Annotated in this window: 18 protein-coding genes (1 of these 18 cut by a window edge); 7 read left to right on the top strand and 11 right to left on the bottom strand. The window is 65.4% G+C overall.

Going from position 1 to position 19,395, the window contains the following annotated elements:
* Positions 1-24: 24 nt before the first annotated feature.
* Positions 25-1,086, top strand: coding sequence for a cell division protein ZapE (zapE, locus tag SPO_RS19380; RefSeq protein WP_011049491.1), 1,062 nt, complete (start codon positions 25-27; stop codon positions 1,084-1,086).
* Positions 1,087-1,161: 75 nt separating this feature from the next.
* Here zapE and SPO_RS19375 read toward each other — a convergent pair whose 3' ends face one another.
* The 4 genes from SPO_RS19375 to SPO_RS19360 are packed head-to-tail and all read right to left on the bottom strand — an operon-like array spanning position 1,162 to position 7,435.
* Positions 1,162-2,436, bottom strand: coding sequence for a bifunctional folylpolyglutamate synthase/dihydrofolate synthase (locus SPO_RS19375; protein ID WP_011049490.1), 1,275 nt, complete (start codon positions 2,434-2,436; stop codon positions 1,162-1,164).
* Positions 2,433-3,377 (bottom strand): acetyl-CoA carboxylase, carboxyltransferase subunit beta, encoded by a 945-nt coding sequence (gene accD / locus SPO_RS19370; protein ID WP_011049489.1) that lies wholly within the window; start codon positions 3,375-3,377, stop codon positions 2,433-2,435. The genes SPO_RS19375 and accD overlap by 4 nt, the downstream gene beginning before the upstream one ends.
* Before the next feature lie 58 nt (positions 3,378-3,435).
* Positions 3,436-4,326: a CPBP family intramembrane glutamic endopeptidase gene (locus SPO_RS19365; RefSeq protein ID WP_084791027.1), complete on the bottom strand. Its 891-nt coding sequence runs from the start codon at positions 4,324-4,326 to the stop codon at positions 3,436-3,438.
* Positions 4,319-7,435: an ABC transporter transmembrane domain-containing protein gene (locus tag SPO_RS19360; protein WP_044028861.1), complete on the bottom strand. Its 3,117-nt coding sequence runs from the start codon at positions 7,433-7,435 to the stop codon at positions 4,319-4,321. The genes SPO_RS19365 and SPO_RS19360 overlap by 8 nt, the downstream gene beginning before the upstream one ends.
* A 250-nt stretch (positions 7,436-7,685) precedes the next feature.
* On the opposite strand from SPO_RS19360, the gene SPO_RS19355 reads away from it, so the two are divergent.
* Positions 7,686-8,447, top strand: coding sequence for a DUF6478 family protein (locus tag SPO_RS19355; RefSeq protein ID WP_011049486.1), 762 nt, complete (start codon positions 7,686-7,688; stop codon positions 8,445-8,447).
* Between the two features lie 11 nt (positions 8,448-8,458).
* Positions 8,459-8,836 (top strand): hypothetical protein, encoded by a 378-nt coding sequence (locus SPO_RS19350; protein WP_044028860.1) that lies wholly within the window; start codon positions 8,459-8,461, stop codon positions 8,834-8,836.
* A gap of 93 nt (positions 8,837-8,929) precedes the next feature.
* Here SPO_RS19350 and SPO_RS19345 read toward each other — a convergent pair whose 3' ends face one another.
* The 4 genes from SPO_RS19345 to SPO_RS19330 all read right to left on the bottom strand — a co-directional run bounded on the left by SPO_RS19345 (position 8,930) and on the right by SPO_RS19330 (position 13,498).
* Positions 8,930-10,261 (bottom strand): S41 family peptidase, encoded by a 1,332-nt coding sequence (locus SPO_RS19345; protein ID WP_011049484.1) that lies wholly within the window; start codon positions 10,259-10,261, stop codon positions 8,930-8,932.
* A gap of 6 nt (positions 10,262-10,267) precedes the next feature.
* Positions 10,268-11,404, bottom strand: a complete 1,137-nt coding sequence (locus SPO_RS19340) for a murein hydrolase activator EnvC family protein (protein ID WP_011049483.1) — start codon at positions 11,402-11,404, stop codon at positions 10,268-10,270.
* Positions 11,401-12,918 carry a 2,3-bisphosphoglycerate-independent phosphoglycerate mutase gene (gene gpmI / locus SPO_RS19335; RefSeq protein WP_011049482.1) on the bottom strand — a complete coding sequence of 506 codons (1,518 nt, stop codon included), beginning with the start codon at positions 12,916-12,918 and terminating at the stop codon, positions 11,401-11,403. The genes SPO_RS19340 and gpmI overlap by 4 nt, the downstream gene beginning before the upstream one ends.
* 85 nt (positions 12,919-13,003) lie before the next feature.
* Positions 13,004-13,498, bottom strand: a complete 495-nt coding sequence (locus SPO_RS19330) for a c-type cytochrome (protein WP_144084036.1) — start codon at positions 13,496-13,498, stop codon at positions 13,004-13,006.
* A gap of 147 nt (positions 13,499-13,645) precedes the next feature.
* Here SPO_RS19330 and SPO_RS23235 point away from each other — a divergent pair, with 147 nt between their 5' ends.
* From SPO_RS23235 to SPO_RS19315, 3 genes are read left to right on the top strand one after another with little or no spacing between them, the layout of a single operon-like run.
* Complete coding sequence (locus SPO_RS23235; RefSeq protein WP_011049481.1) at positions 13,646-14,341, top strand: ArsR/SmtB family transcription factor; 696 nt, start codon at positions 13,646-13,648, stop codon at positions 14,339-14,341.
* On the top strand, positions 14,326-14,814 hold the full coding sequence (locus SPO_RS23230) for a hypothetical protein (protein WP_051420410.1): 489 nt from the start codon (positions 14,326-14,328) through the stop codon (positions 14,812-14,814). The genes SPO_RS23235 and SPO_RS23230 overlap by 16 nt, the downstream gene beginning before the upstream one ends.
* A gap of 30 nt (positions 14,815-14,844) precedes the next feature.
* Positions 14,845-15,195 (top strand): DUF2794 domain-containing protein, encoded by a 351-nt coding sequence (locus SPO_RS19315; protein ID WP_011049479.1) that lies wholly within the window; start codon positions 14,845-14,847, stop codon positions 15,193-15,195.
* 95 nt (positions 15,196-15,290) lie between these two features.
* On the opposite strand, the gene smpB is transcribed toward SPO_RS19315, so the two are convergent.
* From smpB to dmdC, 3 genes are all read right to left on the bottom strand, one after another.
* On the bottom strand, positions 15,291-15,767 hold the full coding sequence (smpB, locus tag SPO_RS19310) for an SsrA-binding protein SmpB (RefSeq protein WP_011049478.1): 477 nt from the start codon (positions 15,765-15,767) through the stop codon (positions 15,291-15,293).
* A gap of 65 nt (positions 15,768-15,832) precedes the next feature.
* A complete protein-coding gene (gene dmdD / locus SPO_RS19305) occupies positions 15,833-16,636 on the bottom strand; it encodes a methylthioacryloyl-CoA hydratase (RefSeq protein ID WP_011049477.1) in 804 nt (267 codons plus the stop codon).
* 59 nt (positions 16,637-16,695) lie between these two features.
* Complete coding sequence (gene dmdC, locus SPO_RS19300; RefSeq protein ID WP_011049476.1) at positions 16,696-18,462, bottom strand: 3-methylmercaptopropionyl-CoA dehydrogenase; 1,767 nt, start codon at positions 18,460-18,462, stop codon at positions 16,696-16,698.
* A gap of 116 nt (positions 18,463-18,578) precedes the next feature.
* On the opposite strand from dmdC, the gene SPO_RS19295 reads away from it, so the two are divergent.
* On the top strand, positions 18,579-19,395 hold the 5' portion of the coding sequence (locus SPO_RS19295; protein ID WP_011049475.1) for a helix-turn-helix domain-containing protein. The gene runs 215 nt beyond the window's last position; only the first 817 of its 1,032 coding nucleotides appear in the window; it begins with the start codon at positions 18,579-18,581; its stop codon lies beyond the right edge, outside the window.

The raw sequence follows: 19,395 nt of genomic DNA, 5'->3' as shown, positions 1-19,395 counted from the left end.
GGGCTGGTTGGGTATGGCTGCGAAATGACTGCTGTTTCCGCCCTTTATGCCACCCGTGTCGCCGAAGGCACCTTGCAGGCCGATGTCGCGCAAGAGGCGGCACTGGCCGAATTCGACCGGATCCACGAGGCGCTGAGCACCCCGGTGAAGCGCGGGCTGTTCCGCAAGGCGCCTCCGCCGCCGAGGGGTCTCTACCTGTGGGGCGGGGTCGGGCGTGGCAAGTCGATGCTGATGGACCTGTTTGTCGAGGTGCTGGGCGAGACAGTGCCAGTTCGCCGGGTGCATTTCCATGCCTTCATGCAGGAGATCCACGCGGGCATGCACGCGGCGCGCGCCAAGGGCGTGGCCGACGCCCTGGCGCCCGTGGCAGAGGCGGTGATCCGCTCGGTCAAGGTGCTGGCCTTTGACGAGATGCAGATCACCGACATCACCGATGCGATGATCGTGGGGCGCCTGTTCGAGGCGCTGTTCGCGGCGGGGGTGGTGGTTGTCAACACCTCGAACCGGGTGCCCGATGACCTTTACAAGGACGGGTTGAACCGGCAGCTGTTCCTGCCTTTCATCGAGCTGATCAAGGAGCGGATGCGGGTGTGGGAGATGATCTCGCCCACCGATTACCGGCAGAACCGGCTGGAGGGGGCCCGGGTCTATTTCACGCCCATCGGCCCTGCGGCACGCGGCGAGATCGAGGCGATCTGGCGCGACCTGACCGGCGGGGCGGGCGGGCCGCTGATCCTGAAGGTCAAGGGCCGCGACGTGGAGCTGCCCGCGTTTCGCAACGGCATCGGGCGGGCCAGTTTCTATGATCTCTGCGGGCGGATGCTGGGGCCGGGCGATTACCTGGCCATCGCTGAGGCGGTCAAGGTTCTGGTGCTCGAGGACATTCCGCGTCTGAGCCGCAACAATTTCAACGAGGCCAAGCGGTTTGTGACCCTGATTGACGCGCTGTATGAGGCGCGGGTGCGGCTGATCTGCTCGGCGGCGGCCGAGCCGGAAATGCTCTATGTCGAGGGCGAGGGGACGTTTGAGTTCGAGCGCACCGCCTCGCGCCTGCGTGAAATGCAGGACAAGGAGTGGGGCAAGTAGGGGGGCGCAGCCCCCCGGTACAAAATTCGCAGAATTTTGTCGCCTCTCCCGGAGTATTTGCGGCGGAATGAAGACTCAGCCGTTTTCGCGCAGGATGTTTCCGGCCAGATAGAGAGAGCCACAGATCAGGACACGCGCGTCGGGTTCCGCAGCGACGATGCGGGCAAGCGCGGTGGCCACGTCCGGCGCGGTGCTGGCGGTCAACCCGACCGACTGGGCGGCGACGGCGGTCTGCTCGGCGCTCAGCGTGTTTGCCTCGCCCGGGATCGACACTGCCGTGAGACTGCCCGCCTGGGCGCTGAGCGGGCGCAGATAGCCGGTCACGTCCTTGGTATTGAGCATGCCGCAGATCAGGTGGGTCGGGCGTCCAGGGCGGCTGGCCAGCAAAGTGGCCAGCGCCACACCGGCGGCGGGGTTGTGACCGCCGTCAAGCCAGAGCTCGGCTATGGGTGCGGATTGCACCAGCGGGCCGGTCTTCAGCCGCTGCATCCGGGCGGGCCAATGGGCGCGGGTGACGGCGGCCTCGCAGGCGGCCTCACCCAGGTTCAGATGGCGCAGCGCGGCCAGCGCCGCACCGGCATTCTCGATCTGATGAGCACCCAGCAGGTTGGGCAGGGGCAGGTCGCACAGGCCCGTCTCGTCCTCGAAGATCAGGCGGTCGCGCTCCTGGCGCACATGCCAGTGCTGGCCATGGGCAAGCAGGGGCGCGCCAAGCCGCGCGGCGGTGGCCTCGATCACCTCCAGCACCTCATCGGGCTGGGGGCCGCTCACCACCGGCACGTCGCGCTTGATGATCCCGGCCTTTTCGCCGGCGATCTTGGCAAGCGTGTCACCAAGGAACTGTTCGTGATCCATCGAGATCGGGGTGATGATCGACAGTGCCGGGCGCGCGATCACATTGGTCGCGTCGAGACGGCCGCCAAGGCCGACCTCGAGCAGGGTGTAATCGGCGGGCGTGCGGGCAAAGGCCAGCAACGCGGCACAGGTGGTGATCTCGAAATAGGTGATCGTCTCGCCGCCATTGGCGGCATAACATTCGTCCAGAACCGCCACCAGGTCGGGTTCCGAAATCAGCTCTCCGGCCACCCGGATGCGTTCGTGAAACCGTGCCAGATGCGGCGAGGTATAGGCATGCGCGCTCAGCCCCGCGCCCTCGATACCGGCGCGGATCATCGCCTGGGTCGAGCCCTTGCCATTGGTGCCGGCGATATGGATGACCGGCGGCAGGCGGTCCTGCGGATTGTCGAGCGCAGCCAGCAGGCGCCAGACCCGGTCCAGCGTCAGGTCGATGATCTTGGGGTGCAGCGCCAGCATCCGCTGGAGGATGACGTCGGAACCGGGGTTGGTCATGATTTGGCTGGTGCCTCGGAGGGGGCGGTCTGTTCCTTTGCCGTCTCGGGCGTCGCAGCCTCGGGCGGGGGCAGGTCGCCGCGAACCGCGGGCGGCAGGTTCAGCAGCATACGGGTGAGGGTGATAAGTTCTTCGCGCAGGTCGGTGCGTTTGATCACCCGGTCCAGCATGCCGTGATCCAGCAGGTATTCGGCGCGCTGGAACCCTTCGGGCAGTGTTTCGCGGATGGTCTGTTCGATCACGCGCGGTCCGGCAAAACAGATCAGCGCATTGGGTTCGGCGATATGCACATCGCCCAGCATCGCATAAGACGCGGTCACCCCGCCGGTGGTCGGATGGGTCAGCACCACGATATAGGGCAGGCCCGCCTCTTTCAGCATCTGCACCGCCACGGTTGTGCGCGGCATCTGCATCAGGCTCAGGATGCCTTCCTGCATGCGCGCGCCGCCAGCGGCCGAGAACAGGATCAGCGGGCGTTTCAGATCAACCGCCTTTTGCGCCGCCGCGATGATCGCGTTGCCAACATACATGCCCATGGACCCGCCCATGAACGAGAAATCCTGCGCCGCGGCCACGATCGGCGTGCGCCCGATCTCGCCGCTTGCAACCAGCATCGCCTCTTTCTCGCCGGTGCCCTTTTGGGCCGCCTTCATCCGTTCGGGATATTTCTTCTGATCCCGGAAATGCAGCGGGTCGGCGACCGGCTCGGGCACCTCGACCTCGGTAAAGATGCCGCCGTCAAACAGGGCCTGGAACCGGGCGCGCGGCGTGATCTGCATGTGATGGCCGCATTGGGTGCAGACATTCAGGTTATCCGCCAGTTCCCGATGGAACAGCATCGTCCCGCACTCGTCGCATTTCTGCCAGAGGTTCTCGGGCACTTCGCGCCGCGAAAAGATCGAGTTGATCCGTGGCCGGACGTAATTCGTGATCCAGTTCATGTGGACTCCCGGTGATGCTGCACCCGCGTCAAATAAGGTGATGTGCGCGGAAATGCAATCAACGTCGCAAAGCAAGCCGGGCCAGCAGCCAGGTCACGAACATGGTGGCAAAGTCGACCGCCAGCCAGGCGCGCAGATGTTCGGTATCGGCCATCGAATAGGGCAGCAGATACAGAGACAGGCCCGACAGGCTGTCGGGCAGCGAAACGATCAGCAGCGCGATCATGTTGTTGAACAGATGCAGCGCAATGGCCGGGCCCAGCGTGCCGGCGCGCGCGGTTATATCGGCCATCAGGATGCCGAACACCCCGGACCAGAGCGCGATGGGCAGCGCGTTACCTCCGGCCTCTTGCGGCAGGTAATGGCCCAGGGCAAACAGGACCGAGGGCAGCACCATCCAGATCAGCGCCGAGCGAAAGCGCGCCGCAAGCGCCTGCTGGACATAGCCGCGAAACAGGATCTCTTCGGCACCGGTCTGGATCAGCAGCGCCAGGATCGACAGCGGCAGCAACAGCAGCCAGCGCCCCGGCGGCAGGTTCTCTTTCAGCGGCGCGCCCATGTCATAGGGCGGCAGGATCAACAGCAGCACGCCCAGCACCAGCAGCAGGCGGAACACTTGCCAGAATTGCCGCAGCGCCAGCCGGGGCGGGCCAAGGATGCCAAGCGGTGCGCGGTGCTGGAACAGGCACGCGGCGACCCCGACACCCACAATGACAAAGCCGAAACTGCCCAGTAGCACCAGCAGCCCGTCGGGCGTGGTGCCACTGGTGAAACCGGCCGCCCATTCCGGGCTGGCGAGTGTGTTGACCGCCCCGTAAAGCACCATGTTCGCGGCCATCACGATGACCCCGATGGCGATCAGCCCGGCGATCAGCCGCCACAGCTCGGGCCGGGCGCGGCCGGGCGCGACCAGCTGTTCATGTGGGGTATAGGCCGGGCGGTCAGGCATCACGGGCCTTTGTGTTTTCGGGCCGCGGCACCGGACGCAGCGATTGATCGGTGAAATCGGTGATGTTGATCCGCGCCGCGCGCAGGATGTCGCCAGCTTCGACCAGATGCCCGGCTACCGTTTGCAGCAGATGCAGCGAGACACCGGCATCATGTTCGATGACGGCGCGAAACTCTTCAGCGCCGATACGCAGGAACCGGCTATCGGTCTCGGCGACCAGGTCCATCGGCCGTGGCTGGCGGGTGATGATCGACAGATCGCCGATCAGCCGCCCCGGTTCGACCAGGGTGATGGGCCGTTCGCCCGGCGCATCTTCGGGCCAGCGCAGCGCCGCCCGTCCCGACAGGCACAGATAGGCCGCATCGGCGGTCTGCCCGCTGGAGAAGATGACCTGACCCGCCGATGCCCGATACCATTGCGCCGAAAAGGCCAGCAGGCGCTGGTTGCGCGCGTCGAGCCGCGTAAACAGCGGCGTCGAGGCGATGATCTTCAGCTTGCGATCCAGATCCGCCGCCGCGCCGGCGGCAAGATCGGGCTGGGCCCGGGTCACCCCGTCGATGCGGCCCTGCTTGATCTCGATGAACAGGTCATAGGCCTCGGGATTGGCGAACCGGTCCTCCATGAAGATCATGATCGCGCGCGGCAGCAATTCGCGCAGACGCTGCCGTGTGCGCAGGCGGCTTTCGGAATCGTGGCTGGCCAGCGCATTGTCGAGGATCAGGATATCGGGGCGCTTGATGCTGGCGCGGGAGAAGGCGGCGCGCTCCTGGAACACGGTGGGCAGGTTGGCGCCGCCGAGACCTGCGGGCAGGTCGTAGATGATCGCGGCAATGCGGCGGCGCAGCCCGGCCTCGGCCAGCACCTCGGCGACGGTATCCTCGATCGCTTCGGCCTGGGCGCCGGCCACGATCGACACCCGCCCGAACAGCGCGTTTTCCAGAACCGTCAGCCGGGGAATATAGACCTGCGGATCGACGGCGACGAAATCGCTGCCCACCAGCGTGCGCAGACGGCTGGCGCGGTCGCGGCGGATGGCGAGGATCTTGTCCTTGTATTCTTCGGGAAAGGTCGGGCCGATCTGTTCGGCGGTCAGCAGGAACGGCACCGTCATCAACTGGGCGCGTTCCTCGTCAGACAGTGCCTCGGTGCCTCCGGCGGCCTGTCGGTCGGCGATGTCGAGCAGGCGCAGATAGACCGCGTCCTCCATCCCGATGCGCCGGAACAGCGGGTGCTGGGTGCCATCGCGGCCAAAGGTCTGTCGTAGGGTCGCCACCACGCCCAGGGCAATGCTCATGGCCTCGTCCGCCAGACCCTCGTTCCGCAGCATCTGGATGAAGCGGCCATCGCCGACCAGCTGCTCTTGCGAGATCTCGCGCACCGGGGCAGCAAAGAGCAGGTTCCCCCCCAGCGGCACCGCCGGGTTGAAGCGGTCGGGGTGGAACCGGTGCACCATCTCGGCCAACCCCCGCTGGTTCAGGCGGCGGGCGACGGTGTCGCGCTGGGCGACGATCTCGGCGGCAAGGCTTTCATGCAGGCGCGAGTCGATCCGGCTGCGCAGGGTGCGGCGGAACATGAATTCGTCCAGACCCATCGCCTCGACCAGCTGGAACCACCAGTCGCGGATCTGGTCGCCATCGCTCAGCCCGGCCAGACCCGGGTCGATCCAGTCCGCATCCAGCGTGTCGCCGCTGTTGCCGGCCTCGACCGCCTCGATCTGACGGCGGCCGGGCCGGGTTGGTGCCAGCGAGTCTGATTGAGGCCGGGTGCGCAGCGGCATCAGCAGGTTGTCGCCCAGCGTCCCGTCAAACAGATAGGGGCGTGAATGGGCATAGCCGATCCGGGCCGCGATCACCGCCTGATGCAGCGTGGACAGCGGATACCCCGAGATCACCACTTCGCCCCGGCTGGGCACGATCTCGCGGGTCAAAAGCTGGGCCAGGGCCGCCCGCTCGGCGGGCCGGTCCGATTGTATCGCCACCCGGGCGCCGGGCGGGATCGTCAGGTCGATATCTTCAAGGATCGTATTGCCGTCCTGGTCGCGCACGGTGACGTCGCGCAGCTCGATGGCTCCGGTCAGGCGCGGGATCTCTTTGGGCTCGCCTTCGAACAGCTCGGCCGGGATCATGCCTTGCGGGGCAAAGCGCTCGGTGACCACCTGCCAGCGCAGCGACATGTCCTGCACCTGGTTGTAATAGGTCAGCAGCTCTTTCCACGGGCTGGACAGATCCTTGTAGGCGGCCAGCGCCGCCACCAGCGCCCCCACCGTGATCTGGCCCTTGATCGCCAGATAACCGCCCACCGAATAGAACAGGAACGGGGTCATCTGCGAGATCAGGTTGTTCAGGAACTTCATGAAGAATTTCTTCTGATAGATCCGGAACCGGATATCGTAGAGCCGCCCCAGCCGGTCGGTGATCTGCGCCAGCCGATAGCGCCAGCCGCCATTGGTACGCAGATCGGCGATGCCAGCGGCGCTTTCACCGATTTCCGAGCTCAGGTGGCGCACCTGCTGGATACGCGCCTTGTTCAGCAGGTTGATCTGCCTTTGCAGGCGCGGGATCAGCCAGGCCTGAAGCGGGATCAGCGCCACCGAGGCCAGCCCGAACCAGACATTCTGCATGAACAGGAAGGTGACGATGGTCAGCATCTGTCCGGCCTGGAACACCGGTTGCGCCACCGCATCCCCCATCAGCCCGCCCATCGGCTCGGCCTCGGAGGTGATCATCGACACCAACTCTCCCTGGCTGGTGGTCGAGTAATAGCTGCGCGGAAACCGCATCATCCGGGCAATCAGCTGAAAGCGCAGCCGACGCAGCATACGTTCGCTCAACACCCCTTTCATGGTGTTGATCTTCATCTTCATCAGCCCGCTGGCGATCACCATGGCCAGGAAGGCAAGGCAGAGCGCGAACAGATATTCGATCTGGCTTAGCTCAAGCCCCCACAGATCGATTCGATCTGTCTGGGCGCCGATGGCGTCGTTGATGATCTGCTTGGGCAGCTCCAGCGTCGCATAGAGAAAGGGAAACGAGATCACCGTCAGCGCCAGCAGCACGATCTGCTGGCGTTTGGAATGTTTCCAGATGAAGGAAAACAGACTGGGCTCCATCACCCACCTCTCGCCGCAGCTGATCCTGACCGGCGTCGCTGCCGGCTGCGCGACCCTCGCCGCTCTCTGAACGGTAAGTATAGAGCGTTCCGATTACAAGGTTGCGCCCACCGGGCAGACCGTCGCGGCAAGGGGGTGATTGTTTCCAGAGCGAGAATTTTTGCCAAGGGATCGAGTTATTGGGTTTATTTAGTTAACATCCTTTCGTTAAACAGAGAAAACAGCGCGACACCAATAGCGGCGGACGGGAATGGGCAGGGTTCTGGACAGATTGTTTCATTTGCGAGAGATGCGGCGCTGGCGCCGGGCCGCCCGCAATGCGCTGTCGACACCCCTGTCCGAGCTGCGGGGGCAACGCAACCGGGCGCGCGATCTGCGCACCCATCTGGACCGGCTGATCAACGTGGCCGACGGACGGTTGGCGCTGCCACTCATCGGCTCGTCCTTCTTTCCAAAGCCGCATGGAACCGACTGGTCGTGGCGGCCCGAATTGTGGCGCGGGCCACTGGCCTCGCCGGGCCTGTCCTCGGTTCCGACCCGGTCGACCCTGGGCGGCGAAGTGACGCTGTTTCACGACTGCGAGTTCTCCGAGCTGACGCTGCGCCAGCTGCGCAACCTGCGTGAGGCCGACCTGGCGCCCTATGGGTTGCGCATGGATGTGTTCAAGTTCGACGGCTCGTTCCTGTCGCTGGTGATCGACCTGCCCGAGACCGCGGCCGAGGGGATGACCCGTGCCCATCTGCTGCGGGTCGATACCATCATCGAAAGCGAGAAGCCGCTGGAGATCTTTGCCCGTCTCAACATCCGCCACGGTCCCAATACCGAACAGATCGTGCGCGAGTTGCCGCTGCATGAACAGGATGTGATGGTGGAATTCGATCTGGCCTATTCGCGACTGAACGAGAAACGGATCGAGAAAATCTGGCTGGATCTGATCTTTGAAGCGCCCGAGATGAACCAGGTCATTCTGCGCGACCTGACATTCTGCCGCCATCGGCGCGCGGCCCTGTGAGAGGTGACAGAATGAGCGACCTGACCCTGACCAAGATCCGGCTGCGCAACGGCGCATGGGAAGGGCGGCTGACCGGCGCGCCCACAACCGGCAAACGGCCCGATATCCGGGTCACCCATCTGGATCAGCCGGTGCCGGATGTGGAGCTGGTGGAAGGCACCGACAGCAGCTTCTGGACCCTGACCATCCCGGTGCCGGATTATGCCATTGCAGACGGGGTGCAGACCTTTCTGATCGTCGATGGCGAGACCGAGACCAAGCTGGGTGATTTTACCCTGATCGCGGGCGAATCCGTTCCCGACGATCTGCGGGCCGAGGTGGAATTGCTGCGCGCCGAACTGGACATGCTGAAACGCGCCTTTCGCCGGCATTGCCTGGAAACAAGCTGAATCCGAAACTCGGCTGCGCGTTTGGTGCGCGCCTGACAGCAAATGGCCGCACCGCCGGGTGGCGATGCGGCCAAGTTTCTTTGTCCGGTCGTGTCAGTCGGCCGGTGCGAAGGCGGACAGGCCCTTGAGGATGTCGATGGCATAGGCCAGCTGGTAATCCTCTTGCCGCAGTTCGGCGGTGGCCTCGGCCTTGGCGCGGTCTTCCTCGATCTGGCGGATCTCGTCCTCGCTCAGGCTGTCATTGTTCAGGCGTCCGCGCAGATCGGCCTCGGAGCGCGAACGCGGCGTGACCCGCTCTTCCTCGGCTTCGGGGCGGCGGCGCGGCTGTTCGACCACGATATCGGGGCTGACACCCAGCGCCTGGATCGAGCGGCCCGAGGGCGTGTAGTAACGCGCGGTGGTCAGGCGCATGGCACCGTCACCGCGCAGCGGCATCACCGTCTGAACCGATCCTTTGCCGAAGCTCTTGGTGCCCACCACGATGGCGCGGCGGTGATCCTGCAGGGCGCCGGCGACGATTTCCGAGGCCGAGGCCGAGCCGCCATTGATCAGCACCACGACCGGCTTGCCCTGGGCCAGGTCGCCCAGCGTTGCGTTGAACCGCTCGCCGTCCTCGGGGTTGCGGCCGCGTGTCGACACGATCTCGCCGCTGTCCAGGAACGCGTCCGAGACCTTGATTGCCTGGGTCAGCAAGCCGCCGGGATTGTTGCGCAGGTCCAGCACAAAGCCGTTGATCTTGTCGATACCGCCGGCGGCCTCGACCTGTTTGGCCAGCCCGTCTTCGAGGTTGGAATAGGTCTGGTCGTTGAAGGTGGTCACGCGCAGCACCACGCTGGTGCCTTCGGTCCGGGCGCGCACGGCGGTCAGCTTGATGGTGTCGCGGATGATCGACACGTCAAACGGCTCGTCCTCGCCTTCGCGTACCACGGTGATCACGATCTCGCTGCCCACCGGGCCGCGCATCAGGTCGACCGCCTTGTCCAGGGTCAGGCCCAGAACGCTTTCGCCATCGACATGGGTAATGAAATCGCCTGCCTCGATCCCGGCCTCGTCGGCTGGGGTGCCGTCGATGGGCGAGACCACCTTGACGAAGCCCTCTTCCTGGGTGACCTCGATCCCCAGCCCGCCGAATTCGCCCCGGGTCTGCACCCGCATCTGCGCCGCGTCATCGGGGGAGAGATAGCTGGAATGCGGGTCCAGCGAGGTGAGCATGCCGTCGATGGCTGCCTCGATCAGTTCGCCCGCGTCGACCTCTTCGACATATTGCGCTCGGATGCGCTCGAAAATATCGCCGAACAGGTCGAGCTGTTCGTAGACGTTGGAATTTGCCTTTGCCTCTTGCGCAACCAGCGGTCCGGCGATCTGGGTTGTGGCGATGATCCCTGCCAGGGTCCCGGCCAGCCCGGCCAAAACGACTTTCTTCATGCTCGTCTATCCATCCTTGTCGGTTTGGAACCACGTTTCCGGGTCCACCGGGCTGTCGCCCTCTCTGACCTCTATATAGAGCGTTTCTGACCGCTCTGTACCAGAGCCATCACCGCTTGTTGACAGAATCGCGCCGATTTCCTGCGCTGCGCCGCCCATAAGGCCAACAGGCGTGCCCGCCGGAATCACTTCGCCCGCGGCGCCATAGACCTCTTGCAGGCCGGACAGCACGATCAGCAGATCGGGCTGCGGTTCCAGGATCACCACATTGCCCAGATCGAGCAACGGACCCCGATAGCGGATGGTCGCGGCGGTAGGCGAGGCCACCAGCGCCCGCGGCCGGGTCGCCACGATGATGCCAGACCGCGCGATGCCGGCGGCATCCGCCTGGCCCGAGCGGCGCAGCAACACCCCCTGCACCGGCAGGGGCAGACTGCCCTTCAGGTCCGAGATATCCGCCGACGAGGCGGCGATCTCGCCCTCGGCGATCTCGGACAGGCCGCTGGCGAACCCTTGCAGCGTCTCGGTCGATGAAACCAGGATGGCGGTGCGCACCGGGTCCTCGGTGAACCGGCGCGGCAGATCGGTTCGGTTGGCGATGGCCTGGCTCAGCTCGGCCCGTGCCTGCTGGATGCCGGTCAACCCTTCTTGCAGGGTGCGGGCAGCGTTCTGTTGCAGGGTACGCAGGGTCCGCACCTCGTTCAGATCGCGCCCCAACGCATTGGCGCGAGCCTGCAACGCGGGTGTCATCTCGGCCAGTGTCATGGCCGAACGAGCCGCGCCCAGCGGGCCGGACGGGTGCAGCATCAGCACCGGCGGCGGTGCGGTTTCGATGGTCTGAAGCACGCCGAGAAGCTGCGCCACCTCACCCTCGCGGGCGCGCAGTTCGGTGGCCAGCTGCCCTTCGCGGACCGAGGCACGGCGCAGCCCGTCGCGCATGGCGGCCAGCCCTGCCTCGTAGGCCTGCACGGTGCCGGTCAGCGCGCGTACCCGGTCACGCGCGCTTTCCGCCTCGCTCAGCGCGACCGAGGCCTCTTCGAGCATCCGCGCCGCCGCCTGCGCTGCCTCGGCAGGGTCGCTTTCGGCCCGGGCCGTGCCGGACCAGAGTGTCAGAGCCAGGAAAAGCGCGGCGTGGCGGATCATGTGATCAGGCTCTCTCCGGTCATTTCGGGCGGTTTCGGCAGGCCCATCAGCGCCAGCACGGTGGGGGCCAGATCACTGAGCCGCCCGTCGCGCAGGGTCACGCCCGCCGGGCCACCGACCAGCGCAACCGGCACCGGGTTCAGCGTGTGTGCGGTATGGGGGCCGCCGGTTTCGGGGTCGATCATCATCTCGCAATTGCCGTGATCGGCGGTGACGATCATGGCGCCGCCGGCCTGTTCCAGCGCGGCGATGACCCGGGACAGACCCTGATCCACCGCCTCGCAGGCCTTGATGGCGGCCTTCAGGTCGCCGGTATGGCCGACCATGTCGGGGTTGGCGTAATTGGTAACGATCAGGTCATAACCCGCGCCGATTGCCTCGACGAATTTGTCGGTCACCTCGGGCGCACTCATCTCGGGCTGCATGTCATAGGTCGCCACCTTGGGCGATTTCGGCATGAAGCGGTCTTCGCCCGGCTCTGCCTCTTCCTTGCCGCCATTGAGGAAGAAGGTGACATGCGGGTATTTCTCGGTCTCGGCCAGGCGGAACTGGCGCAACCCGTGCCGGGCGACCCAGGCGCCCAGCGTGTTGACGATGTCACGCTTGGGAAAGACGGTGGTCATATAGGCATTGTGAGCGTCCGAATATTCGACCATGCCCAGCAGCGCCGACAGGGCGGGGCGGGCACCGGTGTCGAAATCGGCAAAGCCCGGCTCGCCGATGGCGCGCAGGATCTCGCGCGCGCGGTCGGCGCGGAAGTTGAGGCAGAACAGGCTGTCGCCATCGCGCATGCCATCATAGCCGGTCAGGACCGAGGCAGTGATGAACTCGTCGCTCTCGGACTGGTTATAGGCATAGTCGATGGCCGAATGGGCAGTGCTGACCCGTCGCCCCTCGCCCCTGACCATGGCGTCATAGGCCTCTTGCACGCGTTCCCAGCGATTGTCGCGGTCCAGCGCGAAATAGCGCCCGGTGACGGTGACGATGCGGGCGCCCTTGGGCAGGCGGTCCTCCAACTCGGCCATGAAGCCATAGGCCGATTTCGGGGCGACGTCGCGCCCGTCTGTGATGGCATGCATGACCACCGGCACACCGGCATTTGTGATCGCCTGCGCGGCGGCGATGATATGATTGAGATGACCATGCACGCCGCCATCCGAGACCAGTCCCATCAGATGCGCGGTGCCGCCAGCGGCCCTGGTCCTGGCGATGAAGTCCCGCAGCGCAGCATTGTCAAAGAACGACCCATCCTCGATCGCCAGGTCGATCTGGCCAAGGTCCATGGCGACAACCCGGCCCGCGCCGATATTGGTGTGCCCCACTTCGGAATTGCCCATCTGGCCGCTGGGCAAACCAACGTCGGGCCCGTGCGTGATCAGCCGGGCGTGCGGCCCCTTGGTCATGATCGCGTCGAATGTCGGGGTCTTTGCCAGATAGGGTGCGTTTGCCGTCTTGTCGTCGGACAGGCCCCAGCCATCGAGAATACACAGGACGACGGGTTTGGGGGCGTTCATATTCGGACTCCGGCAAATTGCTTTGGCTGCCTTCTATCCTGTGCCCGGCGGGGGGTGAACCGTCTTTTTCAGCGCAGCAAGGCCGTTAGCGTTCACGGCGAAAGCGGCGGTGGCAGGCCAGGCAGGTGGCCATCAGATCCGGCAGGCTGCGGCGCAGCGTGGGCAGGCGGTTCGGCCTCACATCGCGCGCGGCGCGCGCGGCAGCATCGGCGGCGGCCGAGAACTGGCCCCAGTCCTGCCAGATCAGGCTGCGGGCCCGGCTGTGACGATCCATATAGGGATCTCCGAACATTTCGGGCAGCGTGTCGAGCACGTCCACCAGCTGCGCCTGTGCCGCGCGTGCGGTCGCCCGGTCAAAGCGGCGGCGCTGGGCGATCATGTCCATCAACACCCCCAGCGCGGCCTTGGCCTGACGCATGGTGGCCTGACGCGCCAGCACCGCCTCGTCCCGCACCACCGGTTCATCGGCGCGCAGGGGCGGCAGACCCGAGAGCACAGGCAGACAGACCAGAAACAGGGCGATCAGCCGCCACCGCCCGCCGGCGCGGCGCATCGCATTGGTCTGGGTCGGTCGGGTCACCTGGGCCGCCCTTTCTTCGGTCTCGCATTGGCAGGCCAAGCATCGGGCAGGCGGGTTACCGTGCCGTTAAGGAGTAAGAAAACGCTCAGCCCATCGGCGAAGTGTTTTTGCTGTCTGTACCGCCAGGCTTGCGGTTAGGCTGCCCCCATGACCCTGACCCCACGCCTCGATATCCTGGGCGCCGCCCTTGCCGATTCCAGCCGCGCGCGGATGCTGTGCGAGCTGATGGACGGCCGCGCCTATACCAACAAGGAACTGGCCAGCGCCGCCGGTGTCACCCCGCAGACCGCCACCGCGCATCTGCGCCGGTTGGAGGAGGCGGGGCTGATCCGGGCCACCCGCAGCGGGCGGTGCCTGTATCACAGCATTGCCGGGCCGGACGTGGCCGAGGCGTTGGAAACCCTCTCGGCGCTGGCGCCCAGCGATCACCTCTATCGTGTGCAACAGCGCAAGGGCGCCCGGCTGAAGATGCTGGAGGCGCGCAGCTGTTATGACCATCTTGCCGGACGGCTTGGGGTGGCCATCGCCCAGGCGTTGCTGGAGTTGGGCGATCTGGCTCGGGATGGGGCGCAATACCGGGTCGTTCCTTCCGAACGCTGGGCCAAACTGGGGGTGACGCTGACCGGGCGCGCGCCGCTGGCGCGGCCCTGTCTCGACTGGACCGAGCGGTTGCCACATGTGGCCGGACCGGTCGGACGCGAGGTGCTGTCGCACGCGCTGTCGGCCAATTGGCTGCGACGCGTTCGCGGCGAGCGCGGATTGGAAGTGACACCTGCTGGCGCGGTAGCGCTGCGGCAGATCCTCGGTATCAGATGGGAGGGTGGGCAATGCTACCAGAACTGACCTCGGAACGTTTCACGACCCAGACCGGCTGGCGGGTGCTGGTGCAGGTGCCCGAGCCGGATTGCCCGCGAGTGATCGCGGCGGTGATCGCCGAAGACCCGCTGATCTGGGGTGATTATGACCGGGTGACCTTTGCCGCACCGGGGCAACAGCACTTCCGCTCGCTGCCCGGCGGCGCCAATACGCCTACCGACGATGCGGTGAGCGTGCCCTGTCTGGAGCTTTCGTTCTTTCTGTCGGGGGATGCCGGGCGGCTTGATCCGGTGCTGCACGCGATCTATCGCGTCCACCCCTACGAAGAGCCGGTGATCCTGGTGCTGCCGGCGTTGCGGACCAACCATATCCGGGGCGTGGACGAGGGTAATCCGAACCGGTTCTGGAACCGCGAGACCGCCGACTGGGTGCCCGATGCGCATCGCCGCGACGTGGCCGGGCCACCGCAATCGCGAGGAACTGTGTCGCGACAGGCTTGATTTGCCCGCGATTTCCGGCAAGCTGGGGGCATGAACATGTCGCCTCCCAGCCCGTTCTCCGCCGGTCAGGCCCCGACGCAGGTTGCCTTTGACAGGCGCGAAATGGCTGTCATCCTGGGCCTTTACGGGCGCATGGTCGCCGCTGGCGAATGGCGCGACTACGGTATTTCGATGCTGAGCGACATGGCGGTGTTTTCTGTCTTTCGCCGTACCGCCGAACACCCGCTTTACCGGATCGAAAAACGTCCGCGCCTGCGCAACCGGCAAGGGATGTACGCGGTGGTCGGCATGGACGGGCAGGTGCTGAAACGGGGGCAGGATCTGACTTCGGTGCTGCGGGTGCTGGAGCGCAAGCTGATCCGTGTGGTCAGGCCGGACTGACCTGTCGGCGCAGCCGCCAGGCGGCAATGTCGGACGCCTCCGGCGGGAGTATTTGTGACCAGAAAGAAGCGGCTGCGCTTTTGCCTGCGCAGGGGTCAGGCGTTGTCTTTCAGCAGGCGCTGTTTCTGGCGGTTCCAGTCGCGCTTGGCCTCGGTCTCGCGCTTGTCGTGGATCTTTTTGCCCTTGGCGATGCCAAGCTTCATCTTGGCGATGCCCTTGTGGTTGAAATAGAGCACCAGCGGCACCAGCGTCATGCCCTTGCGCTGGGTTGCGTTCCACAGATTGGCCAGTTCCTTGCGCGAGACCAGCAGCTTGCGCCGCCGCCGTTCCTCGTGCTTGAACATCTTGGCCTGTTCATAGGGTGGGATATAGGCGTTCACCAGCCACAGCTCGCCATTTTCCACGGCGGCATAACTGTCGGCGATATTGCTGCCACCGCCGCGCAGCGCCTTGACCTCGGACCCTTCGAGCATGATGCCGCATTCGAGATCGGACTCGATCGCGTAATCGAACCGTGCCCGCCGGTTTTCGGCGATCACCTTGTAATTGGGGTCTGAGATCTTCTTTGCCATGGGGCGCAGATGTAGGCGGCTTGGGCCGCCCTTGCAAGCGCGCCTGTGTGCAAGGGCGGCTGGTTTCAGCTGTTGGGGCGCACGCGCGCTGCGGTCTTGTTGGCGAAGGCCTCGAGCCGTTCGCGGGCGGCGGGCTGGGTGTTGACGATGCCGCCGACAAAGGCCTCGGCATAGGCGGCGTCCAGACCCGACATGTTCTGCATGTGGCTGATGGCCGAACAGATGGCGAAGTTGGTCAGCGGCAGGTTGCTGGCGATCTTGTCGGCCAGCTCCATCGCCTTGTCAAAGCTGGATCCTTCGGTGATGTATTGCGCCAGGCCCAGATCGGCGGCCTCTTGCCCCTGATAGACACGACCGGTCAGGATCATGTCGATCATCCGGTATTTGCCGATCATGTCCGACACGCGGATGGTGGCGCCGCCCCCGGTGAAGATGCCGCGCTGGCCTTCGGGCAGGGCGAAATAGGTGCTCTGGTCCATGACCCGGAGGTGGGCGGCGCTGGCCAGTTCCAGACCGCCGCCGACAACCGCGCCCCGAAGCGCGGCGATGATCGGCACACCGCCATATTCCATCTTGTTGAACGCCTCGTGCCAGCGCAGGCAGACATGCATGAAATCATCCGCGCTGCGGTCGGCCTTCCAGTGTTCGACCAGGTCAAGGCCGGCGCAGAAATGATCACCCGCGCCGGTCAGCACCACGGCGCGCACGCCCTTGCGATGGGCGGTGCTGAAGAAGGTGACGAGTTCCTCGATGGTGGCGACATCCAGCGCGTTGCGCTTGTCCGGGCGGTTCAGAGTCACAACGCAGACGCCATTGTCGCGCAGATCAAGGTCGAGATTGCTGTAGCCGGAGGTTACATCCTGGGTCACGGGCTTTTCCTTTCGATTGGGGTCGGGCCCGGGATGCGGGCCCCCTGTTGGCTGCGCTCTCAGAGCGATGCGGTCAGCAGGCTGTCGCCGGTATCGGTGATGCGGCTGTGCTCGGCCGAACATTCGACCAGCACCTGCTGGGCAAAGATGTCGGCGGTTGCGATCTTGGCCTGCAGGAACTCGGCATCGCCGCCCTTGGCCAGCTCGGCCTCGGCGGCCAGCGCCGACAGGCCAAGCTGCCAGCCTGTGGCCAGATTGCCGGTCAGCATCAGGAAGGGCACGCTGCCGGCATAGGCGCGGTTGGGGTCCTGCCCGGCGGTTGCCAGCAGATGGTCGAGGCCGGCGGCAAAGGCCGCGCGCGCTTCGGCCAGGCGCTGGGCGATCCGTTGCGCCGCCGCGCCACCCTTGGACAGCTCACCCTCGGTTGCGGCGATCATCTCGGCAAAGCGGCGGGCGGTGCGACCGCCATCGCGCAGCACCTTGCGACCCAACAGGTCATTGGCCTGAATGGCGGTGGTGCCCTCGTAGATCGGCAGGATGCGGGCATCGCGATAGAACTGGGCCACGCCGGTTTCCTCGATGAAACCCATGCCGCCGTGGATCTGGACACCTAGCGAGGCGACCTCGACCGCGCGCTCGGTGCAGAACCCCTTGACCAGCGGCACAAGGAATTCGGCCATTGATTGCGCCTCGGCGCGGGCCTCTTCGGGCCCATGTTCGGCCAGGTCGAGCCAGCCGCCCGTGGCGATGGCAAGCGCCCGCCCGCCTTCGGTCAGCGCGCGCATCCTGAGCAGCATCCGGCGGACATCGGGGTGCTGGATGATCGGCACCGCGTCCTGGGCCGAGCCGTCTACGGGTCGGCTTTGTATCCGGTCACGGGCATAGGACAGCGCATGCTGATAGGCGCGTTCGGCAATCGCCACACCCTGCACACCCACCGCATAGCGGGCCGAGGTCATCATGATGAACATGTAGCGCAGGCCGCTGTTTTCCTCGCCCACCAGATAGCCGGTGGCATTGTCATATTCCATCACCGCGGTCGGGCTGGCGCGCACGCCCAGCTTGTGTTCCAGGCTGACGCAGCCCAGCGTATTGCGCTGCGAGGTTTCGCCGCCCTCGCCCGCAAGCAGCTTGGGCACCACGAACAGGCTCAGCCCGCGCACCCCTTCGGGTGCGTCGGGGGTGCGGGCCAGCACCAGATGCACGATGTTTTCCGACAGGTCATGTTCGCCGAAGGTGATGAAGATCTTGGTGCCGCTGATCGCATAGGTGCCGTCATCCTGCGGCACCGCCGTGCAGCGCACGCGGCTGAGGTCGCTGCCCGCCTGCGGCTCGGTCAGGTTCATGGTGCCCGACCAGCGCCCGGTGATCAGCTTGTCCAGATAGAAGGCCTTTTGCGCATCGGACCCGGTGATCGACAGCGCGTCGATGGCGCCGTTGGTCAACAACGGGCAGAGGCCAAAGCTCATATCGGCGCTGTTGACGATTTCGGTCGCGGCGGCGCCAACAACCTTGGGCAGGCCCATGCCGCCATGTTCGGCCGGGTGACTGAGGCTTTGCCACCCCATATCGACGAACTGGTCATAGGCGGTCTTGTAGCCCTCGGGCAGGACGACGCGCCCATTTTCCAGCCGGGCGCCTTCGGTATCGCCGATGGTGGACAGGGGGGCGATCATCTCGCCGCAGAAACGGCCGAATTCCTCCAGCGCGGCGCGGGCATCGTCCAGTTCGATCTCGGAATAGGTTTGCAGCGCCTCGACTTGGGGCCATTGCGAAAGGTGTTCGATGGCGAACATGATGTCACGGACCGGCGCCTGATAGGTCATTCCCAAATCTCCATTCCTGTTTCAATGTGCCAGCTAGAGGAGCCGAAACTTGCGATCAACGTCATTGTGAGACAAATTCCTTTCCATTCGCGCCAAACCAATGAGGGGCCCGGACCATGCGCAGACCGGATACCGCCAGTCTGGCAACCGTGTCGCAGCCGTTTATCGAGGATTGGCTGTCGGCGCTGCGCCGCTGTTGCGCCAAGGCCGAGATGGCCGGGTTTCTGGACCGGTCGGGGCTGGGGGCGATCCACGACCAGCCCGGCGCGCGGGTGACGCTGGACCAGATCGTTCGGCTTTATAAGATCGCCGCTGTCGAGACCGGCGACGAGATGACCGGATTGTGGAGCCGCCCGATCCGCCATCGCGCCCTGCAGCATCTGCTGGCCACGGTCCGGGAAAGCGGCTCGCTCCCTTCTGCGCTGCACCGGTTCTCGACCTTCTGGAACCTGCTGCTGGACGATTTTCAGTTCGAGCTGCACACCGGCGTCGCGCAGATCGACCTGGTGCTGCTGCCCCTGGGCGATGGCCCGGTGCAGCGCTTTGGTCACATGCTGATCCTGAAACTGGCGCATGGGCTGCTGTCCTGGCTGGCCGGGCACGAGGTCCCGGTGCGGGCGGTGCATTTCGCCTTCGAGCGCCCCGGTTTTGCCCAGGATTATTCGGTTATCTTTCCTGCGCCGGTGCATTTCGGCGCCTCGGCCTCGGGCCTGTCCTTTGATCCGGCACAGCTGTCGCCGCCACAGGCGCGCAGCAGCGCCGAGATGGATGCCTTTCTGGCGCGGGCCCCGCGTGACTGGATCTTTACCAGCTATCACGAGCACAGCCAGTCGCTGCGGGTACGCGCCTTTCTGTTCCGCTCCGATTGGGTCGGTTGTTCCCTGTCGGATGCGGCGCAGGCGCTGGGCATGAGCCGGCGCACCCTGACCCGGC

It is taken from the genome of Ruegeria pomeroyi DSS-3, assembly GCF_000011965.2.
In the GTDB taxonomy this organism is placed as follows: Bacteria; Pseudomonadota; Alphaproteobacteria; order Rhodobacterales; family Rhodobacteraceae; genus Ruegeria_B; species Ruegeria_B pomeroyi.
The sequence above is the reverse complement of the archived record's forward strand: the minus strand, read 5'-3'. Positions and strand labels throughout refer to the sequence as shown.

Excerpts from the sequence above, each read along its gene's own strand:
- zapE (WP_011049491.1), top strand. The coding sequence starts at position 25 with ATGACTGCTGTTTCCGCCCTTTATGCCACCCGTGTCGCCGAAGGCACC.
- SPO_RS19375 (WP_011049490.1), bottom strand. The coding sequence starts at position 2,436 with ATGACCAACCCCGGTTCCGACGTCATCCTCCAGCGGATGCTGGCGCTG.
- accD (WP_011049489.1), bottom strand. The coding sequence starts at position 3,377 with ATGAACTGGATCACGAATTACGTCCGGCCACGGATCAACTCGATCTTT.
- SPO_RS19365 (WP_084791027.1), bottom strand. The coding sequence starts at position 4,326 with ATGCCTGACCGCCCGGCCTATACCCCACATGAACAGCTGGTCGCGCCC.
- SPO_RS19360 (WP_044028861.1), bottom strand. The coding sequence starts at position 7,435 with ATGGAGCCCAGTCTGTTTTCCTTCATCTGGAAACATTCCAAACGCCAG.
- SPO_RS19355 (WP_011049486.1), top strand. The coding sequence starts at position 7,686 with ATGGGCAGGGTTCTGGACAGATTGTTTCATTTGCGAGAGATGCGGCGC.
- SPO_RS19350 (WP_044028860.1), top strand. The coding sequence starts at position 8,459 with ATGAGCGACCTGACCCTGACCAAGATCCGGCTGCGCAACGGCGCATGG.
- SPO_RS19345 (WP_011049484.1), bottom strand. The coding sequence starts at position 10,261 with ATGAAGAAAGTCGTTTTGGCCGGGCTGGCCGGGACCCTGGCAGGGATC.
- SPO_RS19340 (WP_011049483.1), bottom strand. The coding sequence starts at position 11,404 with ATGATCCGCCACGCCGCGCTTTTCCTGGCTCTGACACTCTGGTCCGGC.
- gpmI (WP_011049482.1), bottom strand. The coding sequence starts at position 12,918 with ATGAACGCCCCCAAACCCGTCGTCCTGTGTATTCTCGATGGCTGGGGC.
- SPO_RS23235 (WP_011049481.1), top strand. The coding sequence starts at position 13,646 with ATGACCCTGACCCCACGCCTCGATATCCTGGGCGCCGCCCTTGCCGAT.
- SPO_RS23230 (WP_051420410.1), top strand. The coding sequence starts at position 14,326 with ATGCTACCAGAACTGACCTCGGAACGTTTCACGACCCAGACCGGCTGG.
- SPO_RS19315 (WP_011049479.1), top strand. The coding sequence starts at position 14,845 with ATGAACATGTCGCCTCCCAGCCCGTTCTCCGCCGGTCAGGCCCCGACG.
- smpB (WP_011049478.1), bottom strand. The coding sequence starts at position 15,767 with ATGGCAAAGAAGATCTCAGACCCCAATTACAAGGTGATCGCCGAAAAC.
- dmdC (WP_011049476.1), bottom strand. The coding sequence starts at position 18,462 with ATGACCTATCAGGCGCCGGTCCGTGACATCATGTTCGCCATCGAACAC.